Origin of the sequence: Mesotoga sp. (genome assembly GCF_035363035.1) — a bacterium.
In the GTDB taxonomy this organism is placed as follows: Bacteria; Thermotogota; Thermotogae; order Petrotogales; family Kosmotogaceae; genus Mesotoga.
On record NZ_DAOSEH010000039.1, the window covers coordinates 1 to 20035 of the forward strand.

General features: G+C 47.6%; 21 protein-coding genes. 10 read left to right on the top strand and 11 right to left on the bottom strand.

The window, feature by feature from the left end; all coding sequences use genetic code 11:
* The first annotated feature begins 42 nt into the window (after window positions 1-42).
* Together PKX57_RS07205 and PKX57_RS07210 are read left to right on the top strand one after the other, a co-directional pair.
* On the top strand, window positions 43-1236 hold the full coding sequence (locus PKX57_RS07205; protein WP_472416578.1) for a trans-sulfuration enzyme family protein: 1194 nt from the start codon (window positions 43-45) through the stop codon (window positions 1234-1236).
* A complete protein-coding gene (locus PKX57_RS07210; protein ID WP_472416580.1) occupies window positions 1229-1924 on the top strand; it encodes a YjjG family noncanonical pyrimidine nucleotidase in 696 nt (231 codons plus the stop codon). Before PKX57_RS07205 ends, PKX57_RS07210 begins: the two co-directional genes overlap by 8 nt.
* 18 nt (window positions 1925-1942) lie before the next feature.
* On the opposite strand, the gene PKX57_RS07215 is transcribed toward PKX57_RS07210, so the two are convergent.
* Together PKX57_RS07215 and PKX57_RS07220 are read right to left on the bottom strand one after the other, a co-directional pair.
* Window positions 1943-2758: an alpha/beta fold hydrolase gene (locus PKX57_RS07215; RefSeq protein ID WP_472416582.1), complete on the bottom strand. Its 816-nt coding sequence runs from the start codon at window positions 2756-2758 to the stop codon at window positions 1943-1945.
* Between the two features lie 32 nt (window positions 2759-2790).
* A complete protein-coding gene (locus PKX57_RS07220) occupies window positions 2791-3576 on the bottom strand; it encodes a DUF2238 domain-containing protein (protein ID WP_472416584.1) in 786 nt (261 codons plus the stop codon).
* 210 nt (window positions 3577-3786) lie between these two features.
* On the opposite strand from PKX57_RS07220, the gene PKX57_RS07225 reads away from it, so the two are divergent.
* Together PKX57_RS07225 and PKX57_RS07230 are read left to right on the top strand one after the other, a co-directional pair.
* Entirely contained in the window at window positions 3787-4143 is a 357-nt protein-coding gene (locus tag PKX57_RS07225) for a helix-turn-helix domain-containing protein (RefSeq protein ID WP_214047499.1), read from the top strand.
* Window positions 4144-4441: 298 nt separating this feature from the next.
* Window positions 4442-5302 (top strand): formate/nitrite transporter family protein, encoded by an 861-nt coding sequence (locus PKX57_RS07230; RefSeq protein ID WP_470745926.1) that lies wholly within the window; start codon window positions 4442-4444, stop codon window positions 5300-5302.
* Between the two features lie 111 nt (window positions 5303-5413).
* Here PKX57_RS07230 and PKX57_RS07235 read toward each other — a convergent pair whose 3' ends face one another.
* The 9 genes from PKX57_RS07235 to PKX57_RS07275 form a co-directional block, all read right to left on the bottom strand.
* A complete protein-coding gene (locus PKX57_RS07235) occupies window positions 5414-6187 on the bottom strand; it encodes a prephenate dehydrogenase/arogenate dehydrogenase family protein (RefSeq protein ID WP_213919714.1) in 774 nt (257 codons plus the stop codon).
* On the bottom strand, window positions 6184-6543 hold the full coding sequence (gene aroH, locus PKX57_RS07240; protein ID WP_213919713.1) for a chorismate mutase: 360 nt from the start codon (window positions 6541-6543) through the stop codon (window positions 6184-6186). Before aroH ends, PKX57_RS07235 begins: the two co-directional genes overlap by 4 nt.
* Window positions 6544-6564: 21 nt before the next feature.
* On the bottom strand, window positions 6565-7914 hold the full coding sequence (locus PKX57_RS07245) for a transglutaminase-like domain-containing protein (protein WP_472416586.1): 1350 nt from the start codon (window positions 7912-7914) through the stop codon (window positions 6565-6567).
* Between the two features lie 60 nt (window positions 7915-7974).
* Window positions 7975-8619, bottom strand: coding sequence for a deoxynucleoside kinase (locus PKX57_RS07250; protein WP_213919711.1), 645 nt, complete (start codon window positions 8617-8619; stop codon window positions 7975-7977).
* Window positions 8616-9230, bottom strand: coding sequence for a deoxynucleoside kinase (locus tag PKX57_RS07255; protein WP_213919710.1), 615 nt, complete (start codon window positions 9228-9230; stop codon window positions 8616-8618). Before PKX57_RS07255 ends, PKX57_RS07250 begins: the two co-directional genes overlap by 4 nt.
* Window positions 9231-9350: 120 nt before the next feature.
* On the bottom strand, window positions 9351-9839 hold the full coding sequence (locus tag PKX57_RS07260) for a molybdopterin-binding protein (protein WP_213919709.1): 489 nt from the start codon (window positions 9837-9839) through the stop codon (window positions 9351-9353).
* 15 nt (window positions 9840-9854) lie between these two features.
* Complete coding sequence (gene pulA, locus PKX57_RS07265) at window positions 9855-12359, bottom strand: type I pullulanase (RefSeq protein ID WP_470745935.1); 2505 nt, start codon at window positions 12357-12359, stop codon at window positions 9855-9857.
* A 61-nt stretch (window positions 12360-12420) separates the two neighbouring features.
* Window positions 12421-13377 (bottom strand): hypothetical protein, encoded by a 957-nt coding sequence (locus PKX57_RS07270; protein WP_169699782.1) that lies wholly within the window; start codon window positions 13375-13377, stop codon window positions 12421-12423.
* Between the two features lie 93 nt (window positions 13378-13470).
* On the bottom strand, window positions 13471-13872 hold the full coding sequence (locus PKX57_RS07275) for a VanZ family protein (protein ID WP_472416588.1): 402 nt from the start codon (window positions 13870-13872) through the stop codon (window positions 13471-13473).
* A gap of 91 nt (window positions 13873-13963) precedes the next feature.
* On the opposite strand from PKX57_RS07275, the gene rpmB reads away from it, so the two are divergent.
* The 6 genes from rpmB to hslV form a co-directional block, all read left to right on the top strand.
* Window positions 13964-14155 carry a 50S ribosomal protein L28 gene (gene rpmB / locus PKX57_RS07280; protein WP_213919705.1) on the top strand — a complete coding sequence of 64 codons (192 nt, stop codon included), beginning with the start codon at window positions 13964-13966 and terminating at the stop codon, window positions 14153-14155.
* Window positions 14156-14203: 48 nt separating this feature from the next.
* Window positions 14204-15328: an alanine racemase gene (alr, locus tag PKX57_RS07285; RefSeq protein ID WP_213919704.1), complete on the top strand. Its 1125-nt coding sequence runs from the start codon at window positions 14204-14206 to the stop codon at window positions 15326-15328.
* Window positions 15325-16377: an HD domain-containing protein gene (locus PKX57_RS07290; protein ID WP_213919703.1), complete on the top strand. Its 1053-nt coding sequence runs from the start codon at window positions 15325-15327 to the stop codon at window positions 16375-16377. The genes alr and PKX57_RS07290 overlap by 4 nt, the downstream gene beginning before the upstream one ends.
* Window positions 16378-16399: 22 nt before the next feature.
* Window positions 16400-18616, top strand: a complete 2217-nt coding sequence (gene topA, locus PKX57_RS07295) for a type I DNA topoisomerase (protein ID WP_213919702.1) — start codon at window positions 16400-16402, stop codon at window positions 18614-18616.
* Window positions 18617-18622: 6 nt separating this feature from the next.
* A complete protein-coding gene (locus PKX57_RS07300) occupies window positions 18623-19537 on the top strand; it encodes a D-alanine--D-alanine ligase (RefSeq protein WP_213919701.1) in 915 nt (304 codons plus the stop codon).
* Between the two features lie 8 nt (window positions 19538-19545).
* On the top strand, window positions 19546-20035 hold a 490-nt coding region (gene hslV, locus PKX57_RS07305), incomplete at its 3' end, for an ATP-dependent protease subunit HslV (protein ID WP_472416590.1).

Sequence of the window (20035 nt, forward strand, 5' to 3'; positions counted from 1 at the left end):
CGTTGACGTTCTATAATTGGCAAAACAAGCGAGGTGATTCCTTTGCACGAAGAAAGAAAGTATCGTTTCGATACACTATCTATACACGCCGCAGAACAGGAGGATCAAAATCAGGCGTTGAACTCACCCATTTATATGACCTCTACATTCACTTTCAAGGATCTCCAGCAGGCCGAGGACACCTTTTCCTTCAAAAGAAAGGCGTACGTTTACACGCGCGGGGGCAATCCCACGGTTAATCTCTTCGAACAGAGGCTCTCCGCTCTAGAGGGTGGAGTGGACGGTGTAGCTTTCTCCTCAGGGATGGCCGCCATAAGCTCCGTGGTGATGTCACTAGCGGAATCGGGCGATCACGTTCTGGCCCACCGGAACCTCTACGGATCTACCTTCGGGTTTCTAAACCATCTTCTAGTGAATTACGGTGTCCGCACCGACTTCGTGGATATGACAGATCTGAATCGAATAGAAGAGTCGATACTTCCAGGTACCAAGGTTCTGTACCTCGAAACACCTACCAATCCCTCCCTAGAGATAATAGATATCGCAGGCATTTCCAGAATGGCGCACGAGCGGGGAATAAAAGTGGCGGTGGACAACACTTTCGCCACACCTGTTCTTCAAAGACCGCTCGAACTGGGAGCCGATGTAGTTCTCCACAGTGTCACGAAGTATATCTCCGGTCACGGCGACGTGGTAGGGGGTGTGGCAACTTCGAGGGATTATGATTATGTTCAGAGACTCAAGTTCGGTTACATGTGTGAGCTGGGAGGAGTTATGAGTCCCTTCAACGCGTGGCTCCTCCTCAGGGGAATGAAAACTCTAGGTCTCAGGATGGAACGCCACTGTTCGAACGCCTCGAAAATCGCCAGATTTCTGAAAGATCACAGAGGCGTTGAGAGAGTCCTCTATCCAGAACTCGAAGAGCATCCGGGACACGGACTTGCGAAACGACAGATGAAAGGTTTCGGAGGAATTGTGAGCTTCGAGTTAAAAGGAGATCGTTCGATGGCCGAGGCGTTCGTGAAATATCTTAGCCTTATAAAACTGGCAGTGTCACTGGGAGATGCGGAGAGTCTGGTAGAAGTACCGGCAATGATGACACACAGGGATTATCCAGAAGAAGAACTCCACAGGTTTGGATTCTCAGGAAGGACCGTAAGGATTTCGGCCGGCCTCGAACATCCCGACGATTTGATTCAGGATATCGGGGAATCGCTGGATAGTGTATATGGGTGATTCACGCTACAGTATGTACTTTTTCGATCTCGACCACACGATCCTCGATTTCGAAAGGAGCGAGAATGAAACCCTGATAGAGGTTTTCAAATCCAGGGGAGTAACTCTGAGCCCCTCTCAGGTCGAGAACTATCGGCAGATAAACAGGAAGTGGTGGTCAATGCTCGAGAAAGGGACTGTCTCGAAGGAAAGGGTTGTTGTGGAGAGATTCGAAGAGTTCTGCAGCCTTCTTGATATTAACTTCGATGCAAAAGGGCTGAACGAGGAGTATCTAACGGGACTCTCCAGCAGAGCTTACTTTCTTCCGGGCGCCGAAGAGTTTCTACACCAGTTTAAAAGTGCCGGTAGGCGCATGGCGATAATTACAAACGGAGTTTATCGTGTGCAGCACAAAAAGTTTCTTATTGCCAGTCTGCAGAGGTTCTTCGAGTTTTCACTATCCTCGGAGGAGGCCGGTTACGCCAAACCAGATCCCCGGATCTTTGAGATTGCGCTGAAAAGAGCAGGTATCGAAAAGGATGAAGCCATATATATAGGAGACAGTCTGGAGTCGGACTTTTCGGGCGCACAGAAGGCAGGAATCGACTTCATATGGATCAATCCAGAAGCTGAACCCGGTAAGGGTCCTCTTATGATAGCCAGAGATTTTGTCGAGCTTAAGGCGGTTCTTGGAAGCCTGGAAGCCTGAAATATGAGAGCCTTGAAATCAATTCGAATGTTTCATCACAAAACCAAGCAGAAGACTGTTCAGAACCTCCGGCTTCTCAAAAATAGTGACATGTCCGCAATCGGGAATAACGGTGAACTCGGAACGCGTTATTGAATCTGCTATTATCTTTGAAAATTTACGTGGCTTGAGAATATCGTTCTCCCCGCAAACGACAAGAGTAGGAGCTTTTATCCTGCATAGATCATCCGTCATGTGAACATCGCTCACGAAAGTATCGTATAGAGCTATCTGTCCTTCGTAGTAATCCTCCGGAACCTTTTCTAGAGCACGAGCTCTTTCCTCAAGCATTTCTTTGTTCTCGCTTATGAAAGAATCGTGATAGATAGTCGGCACCATACTCCAGAAAAACTTTTTTGCATCCTTTTTGCCTGCAGCTTCTCGCCAGCCTCTCACAAAGAGTTTTAGAACTTCATCTAGCTCGCTGACAGAATCTATTACCGAGATGGAAACGACCATTTCGGGATAATCAATCGCGAATCTCAAAGCCACTTCGCCGCCGTACGAGGTACCAATTATGTGAGCCCTTTCGATCCCAAGCTCTTTCATCAGGAGTCTGGCTTCTAGTGCATGCTGGGCGAAGGAGTAAGGTCCGGCCGGTTTCTCTGAAAGGAGCTGCCCTTTGAAGTCGTGGAGCAGAATCTTGAAGCCGAATTTTTCGAACAACTTCCTCTGCGATGCCCAGCTGCTAGTTGAAGCCATAACGCCGTTGAAGAATGCCACAGTCTCTCCGACGTCTTTCTTTCCTTCCAATTCGTAGTAAATATTCACTCCGTTCACTGTCATATATGCCATAAAGAAAACCTCCCGTGGTCAGCAATACGATTTCAGTTCTCCGTCCTCACTCTCTTTCTACCGGTCTCCAGGAACTCTCCAAGCTTGCGACCCATTTTTTCCATGAAGGCATTCACGTCTCTTGATTTCCTTAAATACCACCAGAAGACTAGAATGCCTATCGAAGCGCCGATGTTGTTATAGATCAAATCTAGCATGGTGTCGTTCAGACTGTTCTCCTGGGCCATCCTGTAGCCCGGGTAGTTTCTGAATATCCTGTCCGAAATGAATTCGAAGATCTCCCAGAAAACCCCAAACATGTTCACGATCGAGAGAGCTGAGAACCAGACCTTCCACTTGACGGCGCGCTCGGGCAAGTTCGACCAGGCAAGGGATGACCCCAGAACGAAGGGAAAAATGGCAACTGCACCCAGGAAACCTCCATGAATGTGCAAAATGTCGTCGTATATAACAAATCTGTTGTAGAACTCCAGCCACATACCGAACACACTGTGGAGATTGAGGTGCAGCAGTGCCAGAAATCTTATCTCTTCGAAGATTGGAACGCCGGTTATTCCTTGAAAGATCCATGTCGCGTAACCCAGAAAGGCCATAATCAGATAGCCCAGCAGATGCGGAAGGTTGAAGCTCACCAGCGACGCAAAAACCGGTATGAAGAGGAGAAACGAAAAAGCGATGTTGAACCATTTCAAAGCCCTGTAAATACTTAAATTACTGGAGAAAAGCGATCTGTTCATTAAGCTCCTGTCGGACATGACATCCACGAAGCTGCGCATATAGACGCTCAAAACTCCCATTATAGACCTGATCTGCCTCACCGAATCACCTCCACTGTGTCTGGAGACCGCTAGCTGTATTATATATCGCAATTGTTTTTAGGGCGAAACAAGCTTTTGGCATCACCATGTCTGAGAACTCCATTTTTTAGCTCTATCCTAAAACAAAGCCTATGAATGAATATGTTTAGATTAAATAAGATTGATATATATTAGAATAAATTGTAATATATTGAAGAGGAGGGGAATATAATGATAGAAGTTAAAGGAAACAAATACTACGACACAAAGGAAGTGGCAGAAATTCTGAGCTGCACACCCTGGACCATCCGGAAATGGATAAATGACGGGACTTTGAAGGCCACCAAGCTGGGGAAAAGGTACTTCGTTGACGAGTGGACAATCCAGAAAAAGCTGGACTGGAACGCCAAAGGAGGCGAAGAAACAGAAGAACCTTGCACAAGCGGGAAAAAACACTCCGGAACACTGACCGAAATCGAAAGAAAGGCCGCTCAATTCAAAGAGCTTCCCGATGGCAGATATGCAATCCTTGACGGGGAAGGCAACAGGATAGGTACGCTAATTAAAGAGGAAAATGATCTACATTGACGGATGTTTATGGGATTGAGCTCCTTATTAGAATAGAGAAGCGCAACAAAAGACATGAAACCGGGAAAGGCGGATAGATTATACGATAAAGAATAGTTCTTCTCACCTAACGGATTTAACCTATTGGGTGACCTGACCCTTCTTCTCTTTGTCACTCCAAATTGAATTAATTGAGACTATCCTTTCTTCATAGGCTGTGGTAACATTTTGTCAGGTTTGCTAAATGTATTTCGATCTGCAAAATCACCTGTTTTGCTGGAAATTTCCTATCATATTAATCGCAGGGGGAAGTGTGTGTATGGAAAAGTCTTTTCTGAGTCCTTCGGAAAATGCTGTGAGTTTCATTGAAACAGGGTGCAAAAAAACCAGTTTAACGGCCGCAAAAGAATTTGTTCTGGGTATTCTAGGGGGTGCGTTCATCGCCTTTGCCGCAGAGGGGTCCAATGTTGCAATTCACACAATCGGCTCTGTCGGATTGGCAAAGGCCCTCGCCGGAGCGATATTCACCACGGGACTGATGATGGTGATTATAGCCGGTGCCGAGTTGTTCACAGGAAACAGTCTTATCGTCATTTCGTGTTTGAAGAGTAAGTCAAGATGGCTGGCTTTGTTGAAGAACTGGTTCTTCGTATATACGGGAAACTTTGTAGGGTCTCTTCTAGTAGTATATTTCATACTACATTCCGGTCAGCTGGGTTTTTCCGGGAATCTACTGGGAGGATTCACTATCAAGACGGCCGTTTATAAAACAGGTCTGAGCTTTGAAAACGCCTTCTTCATGGGTATATTATGTAACTGGCTGGTCTGTATCGCCGTGTGGATGGCCTCCACGGCCAGAGATATAGCCGGAAAGGTTCTTGCCATTTTCTTTCCGATCTGGTTATTCATAGCATCTGGTTTTGAACACAGCGTGGCAAACATGTACTATATACCCGCGGGGATTCTCGCCAAAGCCAACGAAGGTTTCGTCCAGGCAGCCATCTCGTTGGGCGTCAAGAGCGATCAGATAGTAAACTTGAATTGGGGAACTCTCTTCACTAAAAACCTCATTCCTGTGACGCTCGGCAACATCGTAGGTGGCGCACTGTTCGTTGCCACAATCTACTGGTTCGTGTATCTGCGAGATGGGAAGGCAAAGGGTGATAAAAGTATCGCTTAGTTCTCCGGAGAATCACCGGTTGATGTTTGAAGTATAAGTCAATCACAATCTCAAATTGAGCTGCGTCATGGTACTCTCTGAAGTGCTAGATGCAGTGTATGGTGTGTTTTTCTATATTTCTTCAAGATCTATGAGTTTGACGAGTTCCATCATATCTTTAGATCGTATCGCCTCTTTGACTTTGTGGAGGTACTCTTCGATTTTTTCAAGAGCTTCGGCGATGTTGTCTCCATTGTATCTGGCCATATCCAGTACCATTTCTCTGTTCTGCCTGCCGAGCCTGGTTGTGGAAGCAAAACCCGGACCGGCATATTTTTCATGATTCTTTCCCAGTTTCATTGCGACCCGGGACAGATAATAAAGCCCCTGGCTGATACGCGAGAGCATCTTATCGTGTTCGGCCGGTTCTATGAACTCAGGTCTGGCTCCCAGGTCGTTTACTATCTTCAACGCGGTGCTGACGTCGCTGTTTCTTGCCATTCCACACGGAGAGAGAAAAAAGGGGCGCCCTTCGAACATTCTTCTGTCCCAGCCGGCCGGTCCAGAATGTTCGTTGCCGGCCATCGGATGGCCGTTTATGAAGCGTATCTTCCTTCTCGACGCCACTTCACGGAAGGGCCTCATCACACTTGCCACATCCATCACAGGACCATTGAACTCCATACTTTCGAGTAGTTCCAGTTCCACGCTCATGGGAGTAGCTATCACGGTTATTTCATTTCCCGGTAGCAACAGATCAAGGGGACCAGTCTCGATCCCGCTGTAAAAGAGCGTTGAAAGTATCTTTTCGCATGTATCGAAGACAGAGACACGGCAACCCCGCTCACAAAGTCTGAGAGCCATCGATCCACCGATCGATCCGCCCCCGATTATAAGAATCTTCATGGGTTATCCTCATCTTTCCTAACCAGATCGGGTCTGAGGTCACGTGCTCTGTGAAGATAGACGAAGTTCTTCGAGGTTGATTCACAGTGGATGAGAACCCTTATAATTCCATTCGATGATCCCTGGAAGTCTGCCTCATTTATACACAAAAGCGCGACATCGCTATAATCGAATCTCTGCCTGAAGGCCGTAGCTGGATTGAAGGCGGTGACATCTCGCGTTACGGTGAAGATCACCGAGTGTATTTCCCAAATATCGTTTTTGGCGAAGATCTCCTCCATCAACTCTATAGTCCTGGCAGTGATCTCCTCACGTTCGTTATTTTCAACCGATGTTGCTCCTCTTATCGCTTTCATCTCTTACCCCCGCGATGAAACTTATATCCTTTCGAAATCCAGTATCTCGATTGTGTGTTCTTTTTCATCGCTTCGAATCGGTCTCAGATTGGTTTCTATCTCACCTGTTTGGTTGTCGTACGGATCAAATCTGTAGAAGTTCTTTGACGGTGTCAGGGGAGCCATGAAGGCCGAGTTGGCCACCATTCTGTAAGCATCAAGATTTCCGAAGTAGAACTCCCTGTAAGCCGGTATATTTTTGCGGGCGCCTCCGAAAGAGCCATCCACCGGAATCCACCCGTAAGGCTCGATCCAGAAAAAAGCCCAGTCGTGAGGGCTAGCTCCGGCCGGGGTTGCGTACCAGCCCGATTGCCACCTGGAAGGGATACCTTTGATCCTGCAAAGTGTCATAAAGAGGAGGGCTTTAAGACCGCAGTCACCTCTCATGTTGCTGGCGGCGAACTCCGACAGGTTGCCGTAGAGGGCGTATTCGCTCATGAAAGAGTACCTGACGTTGTCACATATCCAGTCGTAAAAGCTTTTTGCGATGTAGTAAGGGTTCCTCTCGTTGCCTGCGATCTCGCTTGCCAGATTCTTGAGAAAGGGTGTGAAAAGTATGTGTGGGGCTTGCTCACAGAGATAGTTATGGAAACGTGCACTATCAACCGGTCGGATCGAAAAGGGGTCGATAGAGGTCGAGATTTCCGAGATTTCGTACTCGAACTCAACCGAGAAGTTGACTTCCCCCATAGGTGCTTCCATGTATATGGTTCTCTGCGGGGCATCGGGCGGGGCCAGAAAGTAGTTCTTCTGGCTGGTGTTGAGTATCTTGACATTTTCGATCTGGTCGCCGGGCCGTGCAACTGGCAGCCAGCACTTAAGGTACTCGCCCTTGTCTCCTGCCTGAACTCTGGCCTTCATGGAAGACCGGGCTCTGACTCTAAAGGTGGCCGGTACTCTCTCGGATATCAAACGATCTATTTGGGTCTGCAGCAGCTCTTTTTTCTTGTTACGCTCGATGTCTTTCTCTTTCAAGCGTTTTTCATAATCATTTCTGGCAAAGAGCAGGTTTTTATCGAACCGCTTTTCATAGAACTCTTCGCCGTCGATAACCATGAAATCGAGATAACCACCCTTCTTCAATTCATCGAACTCTGCGCGAGTGAAGTCCGCCAATTCCGAATCTAGTATCTCGAAAGCTATATCAATGGTATAGATGTAGTTCTCACGTATCCGCCTCAACCTCTCCCTTTCCCATAGCAACCTTTCACGGAGTATTGAAGGAAGGCTTAAGGAGAGTTGAAAGTCTATCTCCCGGGTTGCCTTTTCAAAAGCACCTTCGCTCTCATGTTTTATTATCTTCTCTGGCAGTGGAACAGATAGAAACTCCATACGAACCTCCCGATTATATGAGATTTACGGTTACAGCCAATATATTTACAATGAGCTCCTCTATCTGGAGAAGAGTTTCGACTGTACGCCAGCCACCAGCTCGGCGTTGAATCTGGAAATCAGATGAAGAACATCGTCCCTATCCTGATCACTCTCCATGAAGTCGTATTTGTCGCCGTCTATAATCAGTTTTCTGCAGAAGTCTGCGTCTTCGATCCATTCGTCGTACAGTCTGTTGAGCCTTTCTATGTACTCCTCTTTTATATCGCTTTCGAAGCCTCTACCGCGTTTCTTGATCCTCTTCATAAGCACAGGAGTTGAGCACTTGATATACACCAGCCCGGTCGGAGTACTGAGGTGATCGGAGAGTGTCTTGAAAGTATCCATGTACAGTTCCCAGTCGCGACTGTCTATATAGCCCATCAAGTGAAGGTTTCTTGCGAAGATTTTAACATCTTCGTATATGGTCCTATCCTGAAGGACGACGGCCCCTTCTGTATTTACCCTCTTGAGAAAGTCGAAACGTTTTATAAGAAAGAAGAGCTGAGAATGGAAAGCCCAGCGTCCCATATCAGAATAGAAGTCTTTCAGAAAGGGGTTTTCATCTACCGCTTCGTACACTCCTCTGAAACCGAGTCTCTCTTCCAGAAGAGCCGTTAGCGAAGACTTTCCCGCACCTATGTTTCCGCAAATTCCAAGTATCATAAGCTCGCCTCGATTCTTTCGAAAATCTCGTGTAAGTCTTTCTGGTTCCTCACGAAGTCTATGGCGGAGGTGTCTATCCTCAACACCGGAAAGTTTCTTTCAGAGCCCATGTGTTCCTCGTAAGCCTCGCTGAGCATAGAGATGTAGTTCCGATCCATGCTTCTCTCGAAGGGTCTGTCCCTGAGGGCTATACGGCTCATTAGAACGTTGACGTCTGCATAGAGATAGACCACCAAGTCAGGTGTCTGTACCTGATCCTGCAAAACTTTGAAGATCTTTTCGTACAGTTCTAGCTGGTCACCTTTCAGAGTCAGCGAAGCGAAGAGGTGATCCTTGTAAAAAGTGTAGTCCGAAACTACTCCCTGTCCCTGGGCAGCCGTCCTTTTCACGGCCGATTGCTGATCAAACCTGCTAACAAGAAAAAAGAGCTGCGTCTGGAAGGCCCATCTGTCCATATCTTCATAGAAGTTGGGCAAGAAAGGATTCTCCTCGACTACCTCCAGGACGGTCGGTATCGAGTATTTCAGAGAGAGGTTCCTGACAAGGGTTGTCTTTCCAACACCAATCACACCTTCAACGGCGATATACTTCCCGCTAGCGATTGAAAACATATTTTATTCCTACGCACAACACTTCCGGAAAGTCTCCGGGAGGCAAATGGCGCTTCTCCTTTCACAGTTGTCTTGAAGACTCAGACCGGATTCAGATGTTGTAACCCATTAAAATCGAGTTCAGGCATTCTCCTCGCCTGAAGCTTCGGCTCTTTCTTTCCAGCCATCGAATAGCGGTTTCAAAACGTCTATGACCGGATCGAGGTAGTTGGCGACCGATTTGTGGTAACCAGGAATGCAGAGTATCAAAGATTCCCTGATAGTTCCAGCCGCTACCCTGTAAAGGCATAGCGAAGAGTCGGCAACTATCGCGTGTCGCATCATGGCCGTCTCAATGCCGGTCGCCCTCTTATCTACCAGAGAGAGAACCGCCTCGGGACCAATATCCTCTCTGTAAAGGCCGGTCCCCCCGAGTACAATTACCATGTCGTTTGACCTGGAAGCGGCATAAATGCACTCTTTTAGATCACTCATTACTGGCTGGACATCAAAAAAACCGGCAAAATGGTAACCGTGTTCTTTGAGCATCTTTTCGCAGATTTCGATCGATTTGGATGTTTCGTCGAAAAACCCCGATTCTAGGATCCTTATGATCTTACACCTGTACATCTCTACCTCCGGATATCATTTGTAAAGCACATAAGCCGAAGCGGCCCTTAGAATGACTTCACCACTGACTTCTCCCAGCGATTCATTGGATACCCTCGCTTCATCCATGGCCAGGTTCCAGGAACCGTTGGGAAGTGTTATCTTCGCATCTTCGATGTTTCCGTTGAATATGACCAGTATCTCCTTCCATGTATCGCCGGCCGCTTCACCGTTAATAATGAAAGCAACGATATTCCTCGGTGTGTCTAGGAAGACAAGGTTCTCTCTTATCTCCTGAGCAGTAGCCATTCTGAAGGCCGGGTGAGACTTCCGCAACTCTATCATTCCTCTGTAGTAGTTGAAGAGATCTATAAACTGGGCCTTCCTGGAATAGTCCATCTTGTTGAGCTCAACACCGGCGTTATAGCTGTTGTCGTTGCCGTTCTTGGTTCTGGCGAAATCGACCCCTCCGTGAAGGAAGGGAATACCCTGCGAGAGCAACACGATCGCATTCGAAAGTTTCTGTGCGTTAAGTAGCAGCTCTAGCGGTGCATCGGTCATCGCCGCGCTATTTTTATCCCAGAGAGTCTGATTGTCGTGCGCCGAAACGTAGTTGATTGTTTCTGCAGGGTCATCGGTGAAGTCGCGTATATCATAGCTGTACTCTATGCTACCGCTGATGCCGCGCATGATCCTGCGTTCCTTGGCTCTGCTTCCAAGTGAAAAACCCTTTACCTTTGGATCGAAGACGCTTCCGCGGATCGCATCTCTCAAGTTGTCGTTGAAGACGGCGACCTGTGTGCCCTTCTGGTCGCCCTTGGTGAAGGTCACATTGGCTCCCCAACCGCCCCAGGGTTCGCCGTAGAGCAGTAGAGTGGGATCCAATTCATGAAGCTCTCTATCGATGGAAAGTACGGTTTCCCTATCGAAGAGGCCGAGCAGGTCGAATCTGAAACCGTCGATATGGTAATCGTTCACCCACATCTTTAGGGAGTCTATAATGTGCTTCCTCATCATGGGCCTCTCCGTAGCTATTTCATTTCCTACGCCGCTACCGTTGGTATAAGCCCCCGTCCTGTCGGTCCTGTAATAGTAATAAGGAACGGTTTGATCGAAGGGCGAGTCTTCGCCTGTAGAAGCAGTGTGATTGTAAACTGTATCGAGAATAACGCGAATACCACTGTCGTGAAGAGCCTTTATCATCATTTTCGCTTCTACTATTCTGCTGAGTGGATTGGCAGGATCGGTACTGTAATGACCTTCGGGAACCATGTATAAATATGGGTCGTACCCCCAGCCATACTGCCCATCGACACCCTCGTTGATGTAATGAATATCGTTGAAAGGGAGGATGTGAACGTGAGTTACACCTAGCTCGATCAGATGATCCAGGCCTGCTTTCACCCCTTCGGGACCGGTTCTATCCCTTTCGGTAAGACCGAGATATTTGCCCCGATTGACTACGTTCGTCTTTGTATCGGCCGTCATATCGCTTATATGAATCTCGTAGATTATGGCATCCTCGAACTTTTCCATCAATGGTCTGGCATCCATCTCCCATTCATCGAAAACCGTCCTTGCCGGATCGGTCACAACCGACCTCGAGCTGTTACGCGTTACGGCTTTTGAATATATATCCACAGTTTCACGAAGCTTACCGTAAGAAAAGAGCGAGTATCTGTACGATTTGAGGTGAAGATCGCCTTCGACCGTCGCTTCCCATACTCCCTGTGAATTCTTCGTCATAGCTATCTGCGTGCTTTTTTGAGAATTATAATCATCGTACAACAACAAAGTGGCATAAGACGCGACCGGTGACCAGACTCTGAAAGTCGTGGAGTTGCCTGCGTATACTGCTCCGAGCTGTCCTTCGTAGTAAAAAGAAGGGTCGTCCAGTGCTCTTCTCACGATCACTTCATCGGGGAGAAAGCCTTCAATCACCAGTTCTATAGGATCGCTGACTTCGCCCGGCTGGATGTCCCCGGCGAGTGTTACCTTCACGTAATTTGTAAGCGAGACGTCTGTGGGATCTGCCTTCTCGATTGATTTTACCGACCGTTGTTCGTTTTTAACCAGAACCTTCGCTTCAGCCATTTTAGTGTCTACCGGAGCCGACAGTGAAGCGTATATCTCGTTCAAACTGTCAAGGAAGGCTACCTTTATTCTGGGCCTGAGATCTATGGTCGCCGGGTCGGTTACATGGTCGTACTCGCCCTCGATTACCCAGATTTCGGCCACTCCCGATTCGGGAATATCCACAAACCTATCTGCATTTACATCCTTAGCCTGCCAGTCATTCAACCTGACTATGTAGCCGAGCCTGTTATGTTTAGTGGAAAATTTGACAGTCGAGACGACCCCAAATTCGTCACTCCTGTCGAAAACGTAAGATTTGCCATCCAAGCTGGCTGGCATATTTGGCCAGACCCACAGATTCCATCCATCGTAGTTGCCGCTGTATCTGTGATAATGTATTATAAGTACCGTTTCTGCACCGTAATCGGCTGCTGTTTTTCCCATACTTTCTCCTGTAAAAGCCATTATTGTAGTACCAAGAAGAATCGCCAAAAAGAACAACACTCTTCTCATTATAATGCCTCCCTCAATTAAGTGGGGTTACAACATAGCCATTTATCTTTCTGCTGTATTCATATTCGTATAGAAGTCTGGCTCCGTTGAGGTTTTTCAAACTCAGGAAACCGCCGTTCGGGTCGAGATAGGTAACCCATATTGTGTTGTAGTTGAAGGAAGGGATCTGTGCTCTGTCTATTGTCACCAGCACTACATAGTTCTCGCCCACTTTGAGTTCTCTCTGGTCGCTTATTGTAAAGGAATCTTCATCTTTCATAATATCTGTGTTTGAGACTATCGATACTACCGTTCCAGCCAGACTGCCAGCTTCTCTTGTTACCAGTGTTATTAGCCCGAATAAACCGTTGTCGAAGATGCGCACGTCGATCAACTCCACCCAGCTTGACATATGTTCCGATGTGGTTATAGTTTGCTTATCCGGCACACTGGATGCTGTTGTTCTGATGAGGGTTTCTCTGTTCTCTTCCCAGATTCCCAATCCCTTGTCTTTGGCATGCTGCTGGGCTTCGTAAAAATTAATATAACCCTGTCCGTTGAAGTTTCCTAGACCGTTGGACAGGATCAGCGACTGAAGAAGCACGGTTTTCTCTCCATCCTTAATCCACAGGTAAGCCGGCCCGTCGAGGTTGAATTTCTTACTACTTTCGACAATAGCCTTAAGACCAACGATATTGCGCATAATTCTGATTATGGAGAGGTTTATCCCGTCATAAGGGTTCAACTTCGGGAAATCGACACCCAGCAGTGTAATGGTATAGGGAGAGTCTCCATCGAGTATCAATAATGAGGAACCGTTATTAGAACCGACAATTAGAACTTCTCGGCCGTTCGGAGTGGCATCTGGCGCAACGTACTCCAGCTCTCCTAAAAGGGAAGAAACTACACCCGAGTTACCGAGAATCAAATCCGGCAGCAAGAGAAGAATTACCAGGACCAAACCAAGAGGATTGAAAATTATACTTCTCAAAAAAGAATACACCCCCCACAAGGTTTCGGCTCAACTGAGGAAAGTATAACATCCGTGATACTCTACTGGGAGAAAAAAACAAACTGCTTTTAGCTACTTTGAGCTCTCCCCATCGTCTGTTCCATGGTCCTTGTAAGACTTGAAAACCTGCGAACGTATCAGTTTCATAAAAACATAAAGAGCCACCGGTACAAGCCAACCTAGATAATTGGCCAAAATGTCCAGCAGATCCACCGATCGACCTGGAGAGAACTTCTGGAGCATTTCAAGAACAATTGGACCGGTTACAAGAAAGAAGGAAACTACCAGAAGATTCATTCTGTGTGTTCTGAGAAAATGGATCAACGATAACCATAGGCCCCCGGCGAAGAAACCCGAAAAGTGCATTAATTTATCGTTGCTAACCATGAGGCTCGATCTTGCAGGCGCGAGATAAAAGTATATTATTACTATCAGATACAGTGTAGTCGTAAATGGTACTATCAATTTCCTCATCATGGAATTATATACCTCACAACGATGAGTTGAAAAGCTGATACATCTTTAATATAATGAAGTGTAATGTAATTGGAGAGGAGGACAATACATGTCCAAGGTTTGCGAGATCTGTGGGAAAAGCCCCACTACAGGAAACATGGTTTCCCACTCGAACAAGAAGGCCAAGAGATGGTGGAAGCCCAACGTACACAATGTAAGGGCCATGGTTAACGGTGAAGTAAAAAGAGTGAAGATTTGCAGCAAGTGCCTTAAGGCAGGAAAGATACAGAGAGCAGTATAGTGCAGAGCGCGCCATGCGCGCTTTTCTTTTAGAATATGGGAAGGCATTATGAATAGCAGGAAAACCTTCGCCTCAATAGATCTGGAAGCTTACAGGTACAACCTACGATATCTGACGTCGAAAGCTTCACCAGCAAAGGTCATGGCGGTTGTAAAGGCCGATGGTTACGGCCATGGTGCCTTGCAACTGGCTAGAATTGCCCAGGATGAAGGATTGGGATATCTTGCCGTTGCCTTCCTCGAGGAAGGTCTCAAGCTTAGGGAGGCCGGGATTAAGATTCCTATCCTTGTGTTAAATTACGTTGAACCCAGCTCTTTTGAAGCGGCTTTCGAGAATAAACTCACGCTCACGATCGTATCTCACGAGCAACTGAAGGCTATCGAAGCGTCTATGAAATCCAGAGCTGCTATAAACTCAGCCTTTCACATCGCTGTCGATACCGGGATGAGAAGGCTCGGTCTTGAGTGGAGAGAGTCGGTGAACCTCTTGAAAGCGTCCCTTGATCTGGGACTGAATGTAGAAGGAGCCTATACGCATTTCGCCACGGCCGACGATAAGAGCAGCGACTTAGTCGCCGAACAAATGAAGGCCTTTCTGTCGTTTCTCAGCCAGGCCGAGAGGATAACAAAAAAGACTCTCTTGAAACATATCTCCAACAGCGCCGGTATCCTTTACGTTGACAACAGTCGTTTCGATTACGTTAGAGCCGGGATCGCAAGTTACGGTCTCCAGCCTTCTTCACAGCGTGACGAAAATCTCAGGCCGGTGCTCCAGTGGAAGACATGTGTTTCTTTTGTGAAGAAGATCTACCCAGGCTACGGTGTGAGCTACGGTCAGACTTTTGTTGCAGATCGTGAAATGACGGTGGCTACCATTCCAGTCGGCTACGCCGACGGTTACAACAGACATCTCTCCAATAGAGGATGTGTCATTATCTCTGGAAGGAGATGTCCGGTGCTTGGTAGAGTCTGCATGGACCAGTTCGTGGTTGATGTCACGCACCTGGACTACTCGCCCAACGTGGGAGATGAGGTTGTATTAATTGGAAATCAGGGCGATGAGAATATTACAGCAGAGGAAATGGCAGAGTGGAATGGTACCATTAATTATGAAGTAACCTGTGCTATTTCGTCGAGAGTGCCCAGGCTCTACATGAAAGGAGAAAATATATGAAACTCCGCGATATTATCGGAAACGACGTACTCAATCAGATAAACCCCGATCACGACAAAGCCAACAAAGATGGCTACCCTTTCGTCTCGGATCTGAGACCTGGCAGTACTCTTCTGTCTGTTTTCAAAGTGCACTCCAAGAGAATCCAGGAAGCCCGTGATGGAAAAAAATTCCTGCTCCTCACTCTATCCGACAAAACAGGTGCCATAAGGGCGATAGACTGGTTCAACGCCGAAGTCAACGATTCCAGACTCGACCAGGGCACTGCCGTGAGGGTGTCGGGTAAACTGGTACTTTACGAAGACAGAATCCAGCTCAACGTCGATCCTGACGGCATACAGATACTCGAGGCTGGGCAGTACGACCCTGAGAGGTTTCTGGCCATAACATCCAAAGATATTCCTAGCATGTACGACGAGTTATTGGGAACTATAAATGGAATCGTCAACGAGAACATAAAGGCACTGCTACTTGAGATTTTCCAGAACGACAGGAAGTTCATAGAGAAGTTCATAGTTTCTCCTGCGGCGGCGAAGGTTCACCACGCATACAAAGGGGGGCTCCTTGAGCATACCATGTCTGTTGTTGAGCTCTGCCAGTTTTTCGCGCGGAAGTACAACGATTCACTAGACGGTGAACTCCTGGTGGCGGGTGCGTTGCTACACGACATAGGCAAGGTTTACGAATACGCGATTACCCAGACGGGAATAGATAGAACCAACGATGGCGAACTGGTTGGACATATCGCCATGGGTATCGAGATAATCAACAAGGCTATTCCCAAGCTAACAGGCTTTCCTAGATATCTTCAAACCGAGATCAAGCACCTGTTGCTTTCACACCACGGGGAGATGGAGTGGGGCTCCCCAGTCGTTCCCAAGACTACCGAGGCGATAGTGCTTCACATGGCCGACGATCTCGATTCGAAAGTTGCGCAGTTCAGGGAGATAGAGGAACGAGAATTCAATGGAGCCTCGGCCTCCTGGAGCAATTACGATCGCTTCCTCAACAGAAGGGTCTTCATGAGGAACAGGAAATCCGGCGATTGAAATTCAGAAATGGAGTGATATCTTGCCAGACAAATTAGTTATCGTAGAGTCCCCGGCAAAAGCGAAGACCATCGAGAGGTACCTGGGGAAAGGCTACGAAGTTACGGCTTCGAAGGGACATATAAGAGATCTCCCGGAATCCAATCTCGGGATAGATACGGAGACCTTCGAGCCGACTTATGAAATTCTCAAGGGGAAGGAAAAGATAGTCGCAGAACTTACAAAGAAGGCGCAGGGCAAGAGGGTTCTTCTCGCGTCCGACTTGGACCGTGAAGGCGAGGCGATAGCCTGGCACATCGCGCAACTTCTGGGGCTATCAAGCAAGGATACAAACAGGATCGTCTTCAACGAAATAACGGAATCTGCCATAAAAGAGGCCGTTGGCAAACCCCGGACGATAGACATGTCCAAAGTCGAAGCGCAGGTTGCCCGCCGTATTCTCGATAGAATAGTCGGCTACAAACTCAGCCCTCTTCTGTGGAGAACGATGACCAGAGGATTGAGCGCCGGAAGAGTACAATCGGTAGCTTTGAAGTTCATGGTAGAGTTGGAGAAGAAGATCATGGTCTTCGTGCCCCACGATTTCTTCAAGATCTTCATGCTTGTGGGCGAGGACAGGTTCACACTCACTAAACTTCACGGGAAAAAGTTTGGAAACAGATCGATCACTACGCAAGAGGAACTGGACACTGTCTTGAAAGAGCTAAAGGCCGGCCTTTTTTTTGTTGAGGAAGTTAAAAAAAGGCTTTCAAAGAGGGCTTCTCCCATGCCATTTATAACTTCTACGCTTCAGCAGAGCGCCATAAGCGAACTCGGCTGGAGCGCCAGCCGGACGATGAAGGTCGCTCAGCAGCTGTACGAAGGGATTGAAACAGAGAAGGGGCAGATAGCTTTCATAACTTACATGAGAACCGACTCGACCAGGATTTCTTCGCAGGCCAGAGAGAAGGCCGTCGAGATAATCAAGAACAACTACGGTGAAAGATACATCGGTCCTGTAAAGGCATCTAAAGGTGGCAAAAAGGTCCAGGACGCCCATGAAGCGATAAGGCCAACTTACCCGGAGACCTGTCCGGAAGTTGCGAAGAAGCTGATTTCGGGAGATTTTCTCAAACTTTATACCTTGATATGGAACAGATTTCTGGCCTCGCAGATGTCCGGTGCAGAGTACGATGTGACAGAAGTCAACGTGGTAGATAAAGGTGATCGTTTCACCTTTACCCTCGTCGGCGAGAAAAGAGTCTTCGATGGTTTCGAAAAGGTTTTGACCAGATCCAGCAAAGATGAACTCAATCATGAGTACAACCAGGGGCAGGAGATAAGGCCAGATAATTTCGTCTGGGAAAAGGAAACTACCAAGCCCCCCTCTAGATTTACCGAGGCTTCGCTAGTCAAAGAACTGGAGAAGAGGGGTATCGGCCGGCCCTCAACTTACGCCACGATAATCTCGACCCTGCTCGAAAGAAAGTATGTACTCCATCAGGCCAAAGAGCTGCGACCGACACTGCTGGGAGCTATAGTCAACGAATTCCTCACCGATTACTTTCCCGACGTGGTCGATACAAACTTCACGGCGAATATGGAAAATGAACTGGACGAGGTTGAAAACGGGTCAAAAAAGTGGAAGGAAGTAATAGAGAGCTTCTACAGCGAATTTAAGACCGATCTGGACCATATAGACAGAAAGATAAAGAACGGAGAACTTAAGATCGAGTTTCCAACAGATAGAGAGTGCGAATGCGGTAGCCATTTCAAAGTGGTGTTTGGCAGGTATGGCGGTTACCTGAAATGTCCCGAATGCGATAAGAACGAATCGATCGACATTACAGTCTTTTCAGGCGTTATTGATGGGAAGGTTATCCTGAAAAATATTCTGCAAGAGCAGAAAAAAGAAAGGGAGATAGATGAGAAATGTCCTCAATGCGGTTCCTCGCTCCTGCTTAGAAAGGGTAGGTTTGGCGAATTCATCGCCTGCTCGGCCTATCCCAAATGCAAGTACACCAGGAATGTGGAAATTCCGGCCCCATGTCCTAAATGCGGAGGAACAGTCGGAAAACTGCGCAGTAAAAAAGGCAAGAATTACTTCAAATGCTCTTCCTGCGGCGAGCTTTACTGGAGCGAACCGAGCGACAGAAAGTGTGAAGTATGTGACTCCACGCTTTTCATAAGAGTCAAGCGCGGGGGAAAGAAGGTTCATTACTGCGAAAAGTGTAAAAAGGAGTACTCTGTAGAGGAGTAATCGATCATGGAAAGAGAAAGGATAGCGGTTGTTTACGGAGGTCTCTCGCACGAACGAGAGATTTCGATAAAGAGCGGTTATAACGTGATTGCTTCTCTCGAAAAGAGAGGCAGCGAAGTCGTCCCTTTCGATCTTAAAAGATCGAATATCGAAAAACTTCTGAATATAGATGCGGATCTCTTCTTCCTGGCACTCCACGGAAAATTCGGAGAGGACGGAACTGTGCAGGGTCTGTTGGAGCTAGCCGGATTGAATTACACCGGTTCAGATTCCGAAGCGAGTGCCATCTGCTTCGATAAGGAGATGACCTACCGATTGGTGCGGGAAATTGCACATCTTCCCGAGTGGAAAAAGATAACCACTCTAGAAGATATAGCAGGCTGGGAGATCTTTCCCTGTGTTCTCAAACCGACGCGCGAGGGTTCAAGCATCGGTGTGGTAATCTGTGATGACCTGCAAGAGCTCGCGGGGGAAGCTTCCCGTTTGATTGAGGAGTACGGCGCGATTCTCCTTGAGGAGTATATAGTAGGCCGGGAAGTGACGGTCTCAATAATCGACTTTGAGACCGGACCGGTCGTTCTCCCGATACTCGAGATAAGGCCGAAAAAGAGATTCTACGACTACGAAGCCAAGTATACGGCAGGGATGACCGATTTCATAGTTCCCGCCCCTCTGGATATCACAGTCGAATCGCAGATAAAGAGCGACGCTTTGAAAATATACCGTTCTCTGGGCTGCAGGGATATGGCCCGAGTGGATGGGATCGTGAGAGGGGATAGGTTCTACTTCTTAGAGGTGAACACTATCCCCGGGCTCACCGATCTGAGCGATCTTCCAATGTCGGCCAGGGCCATGGGCCTCTCTTTCGATCGGACGATAGGTGCGATCGTCGAAGCGGCCGACCGCAGGAACCGGAGGTGATAAAGATGATTGAAATGCACGGAACGACTATACTCGTGTTGAGAAAGAACGGTAAAACCGTAATGGCAGGTGATGGACAGATCACTCTGGGTGAAACCATCATGAAAGGTACAGCCCGTAAGGTGCGTAAACTAGGAGACGGAAGAGTTCTTGCAGGGTTCGCCGGCTCCGTTGCCGACGCGATGACGCTCTTCGAGAAGTTCGAAGAAAAGTTCAAGGAGAGCAATTCAAGCCTGAAGAGAGCAGCGGTAAATCTGGCCAAAGAGTGGCGGACCAATAAGATCCTTAGAAACCTGCAGGCACTTCTTCTTGTTGCAGATAATGAGACGATTCTTCTGATTTCTGGTAACGGCGAGGTTATCGAACCCGACGAAGAGATTCTGGCGATAGGTTCGGGCGGTTCTTACGCGCTCTCCGCTGCTCGAGCTCTTATGCGCAACACAAACCTCGATGCAGAGATGATAGCCGTTCAGGCAATGACTATCGCAAGTGAGATAT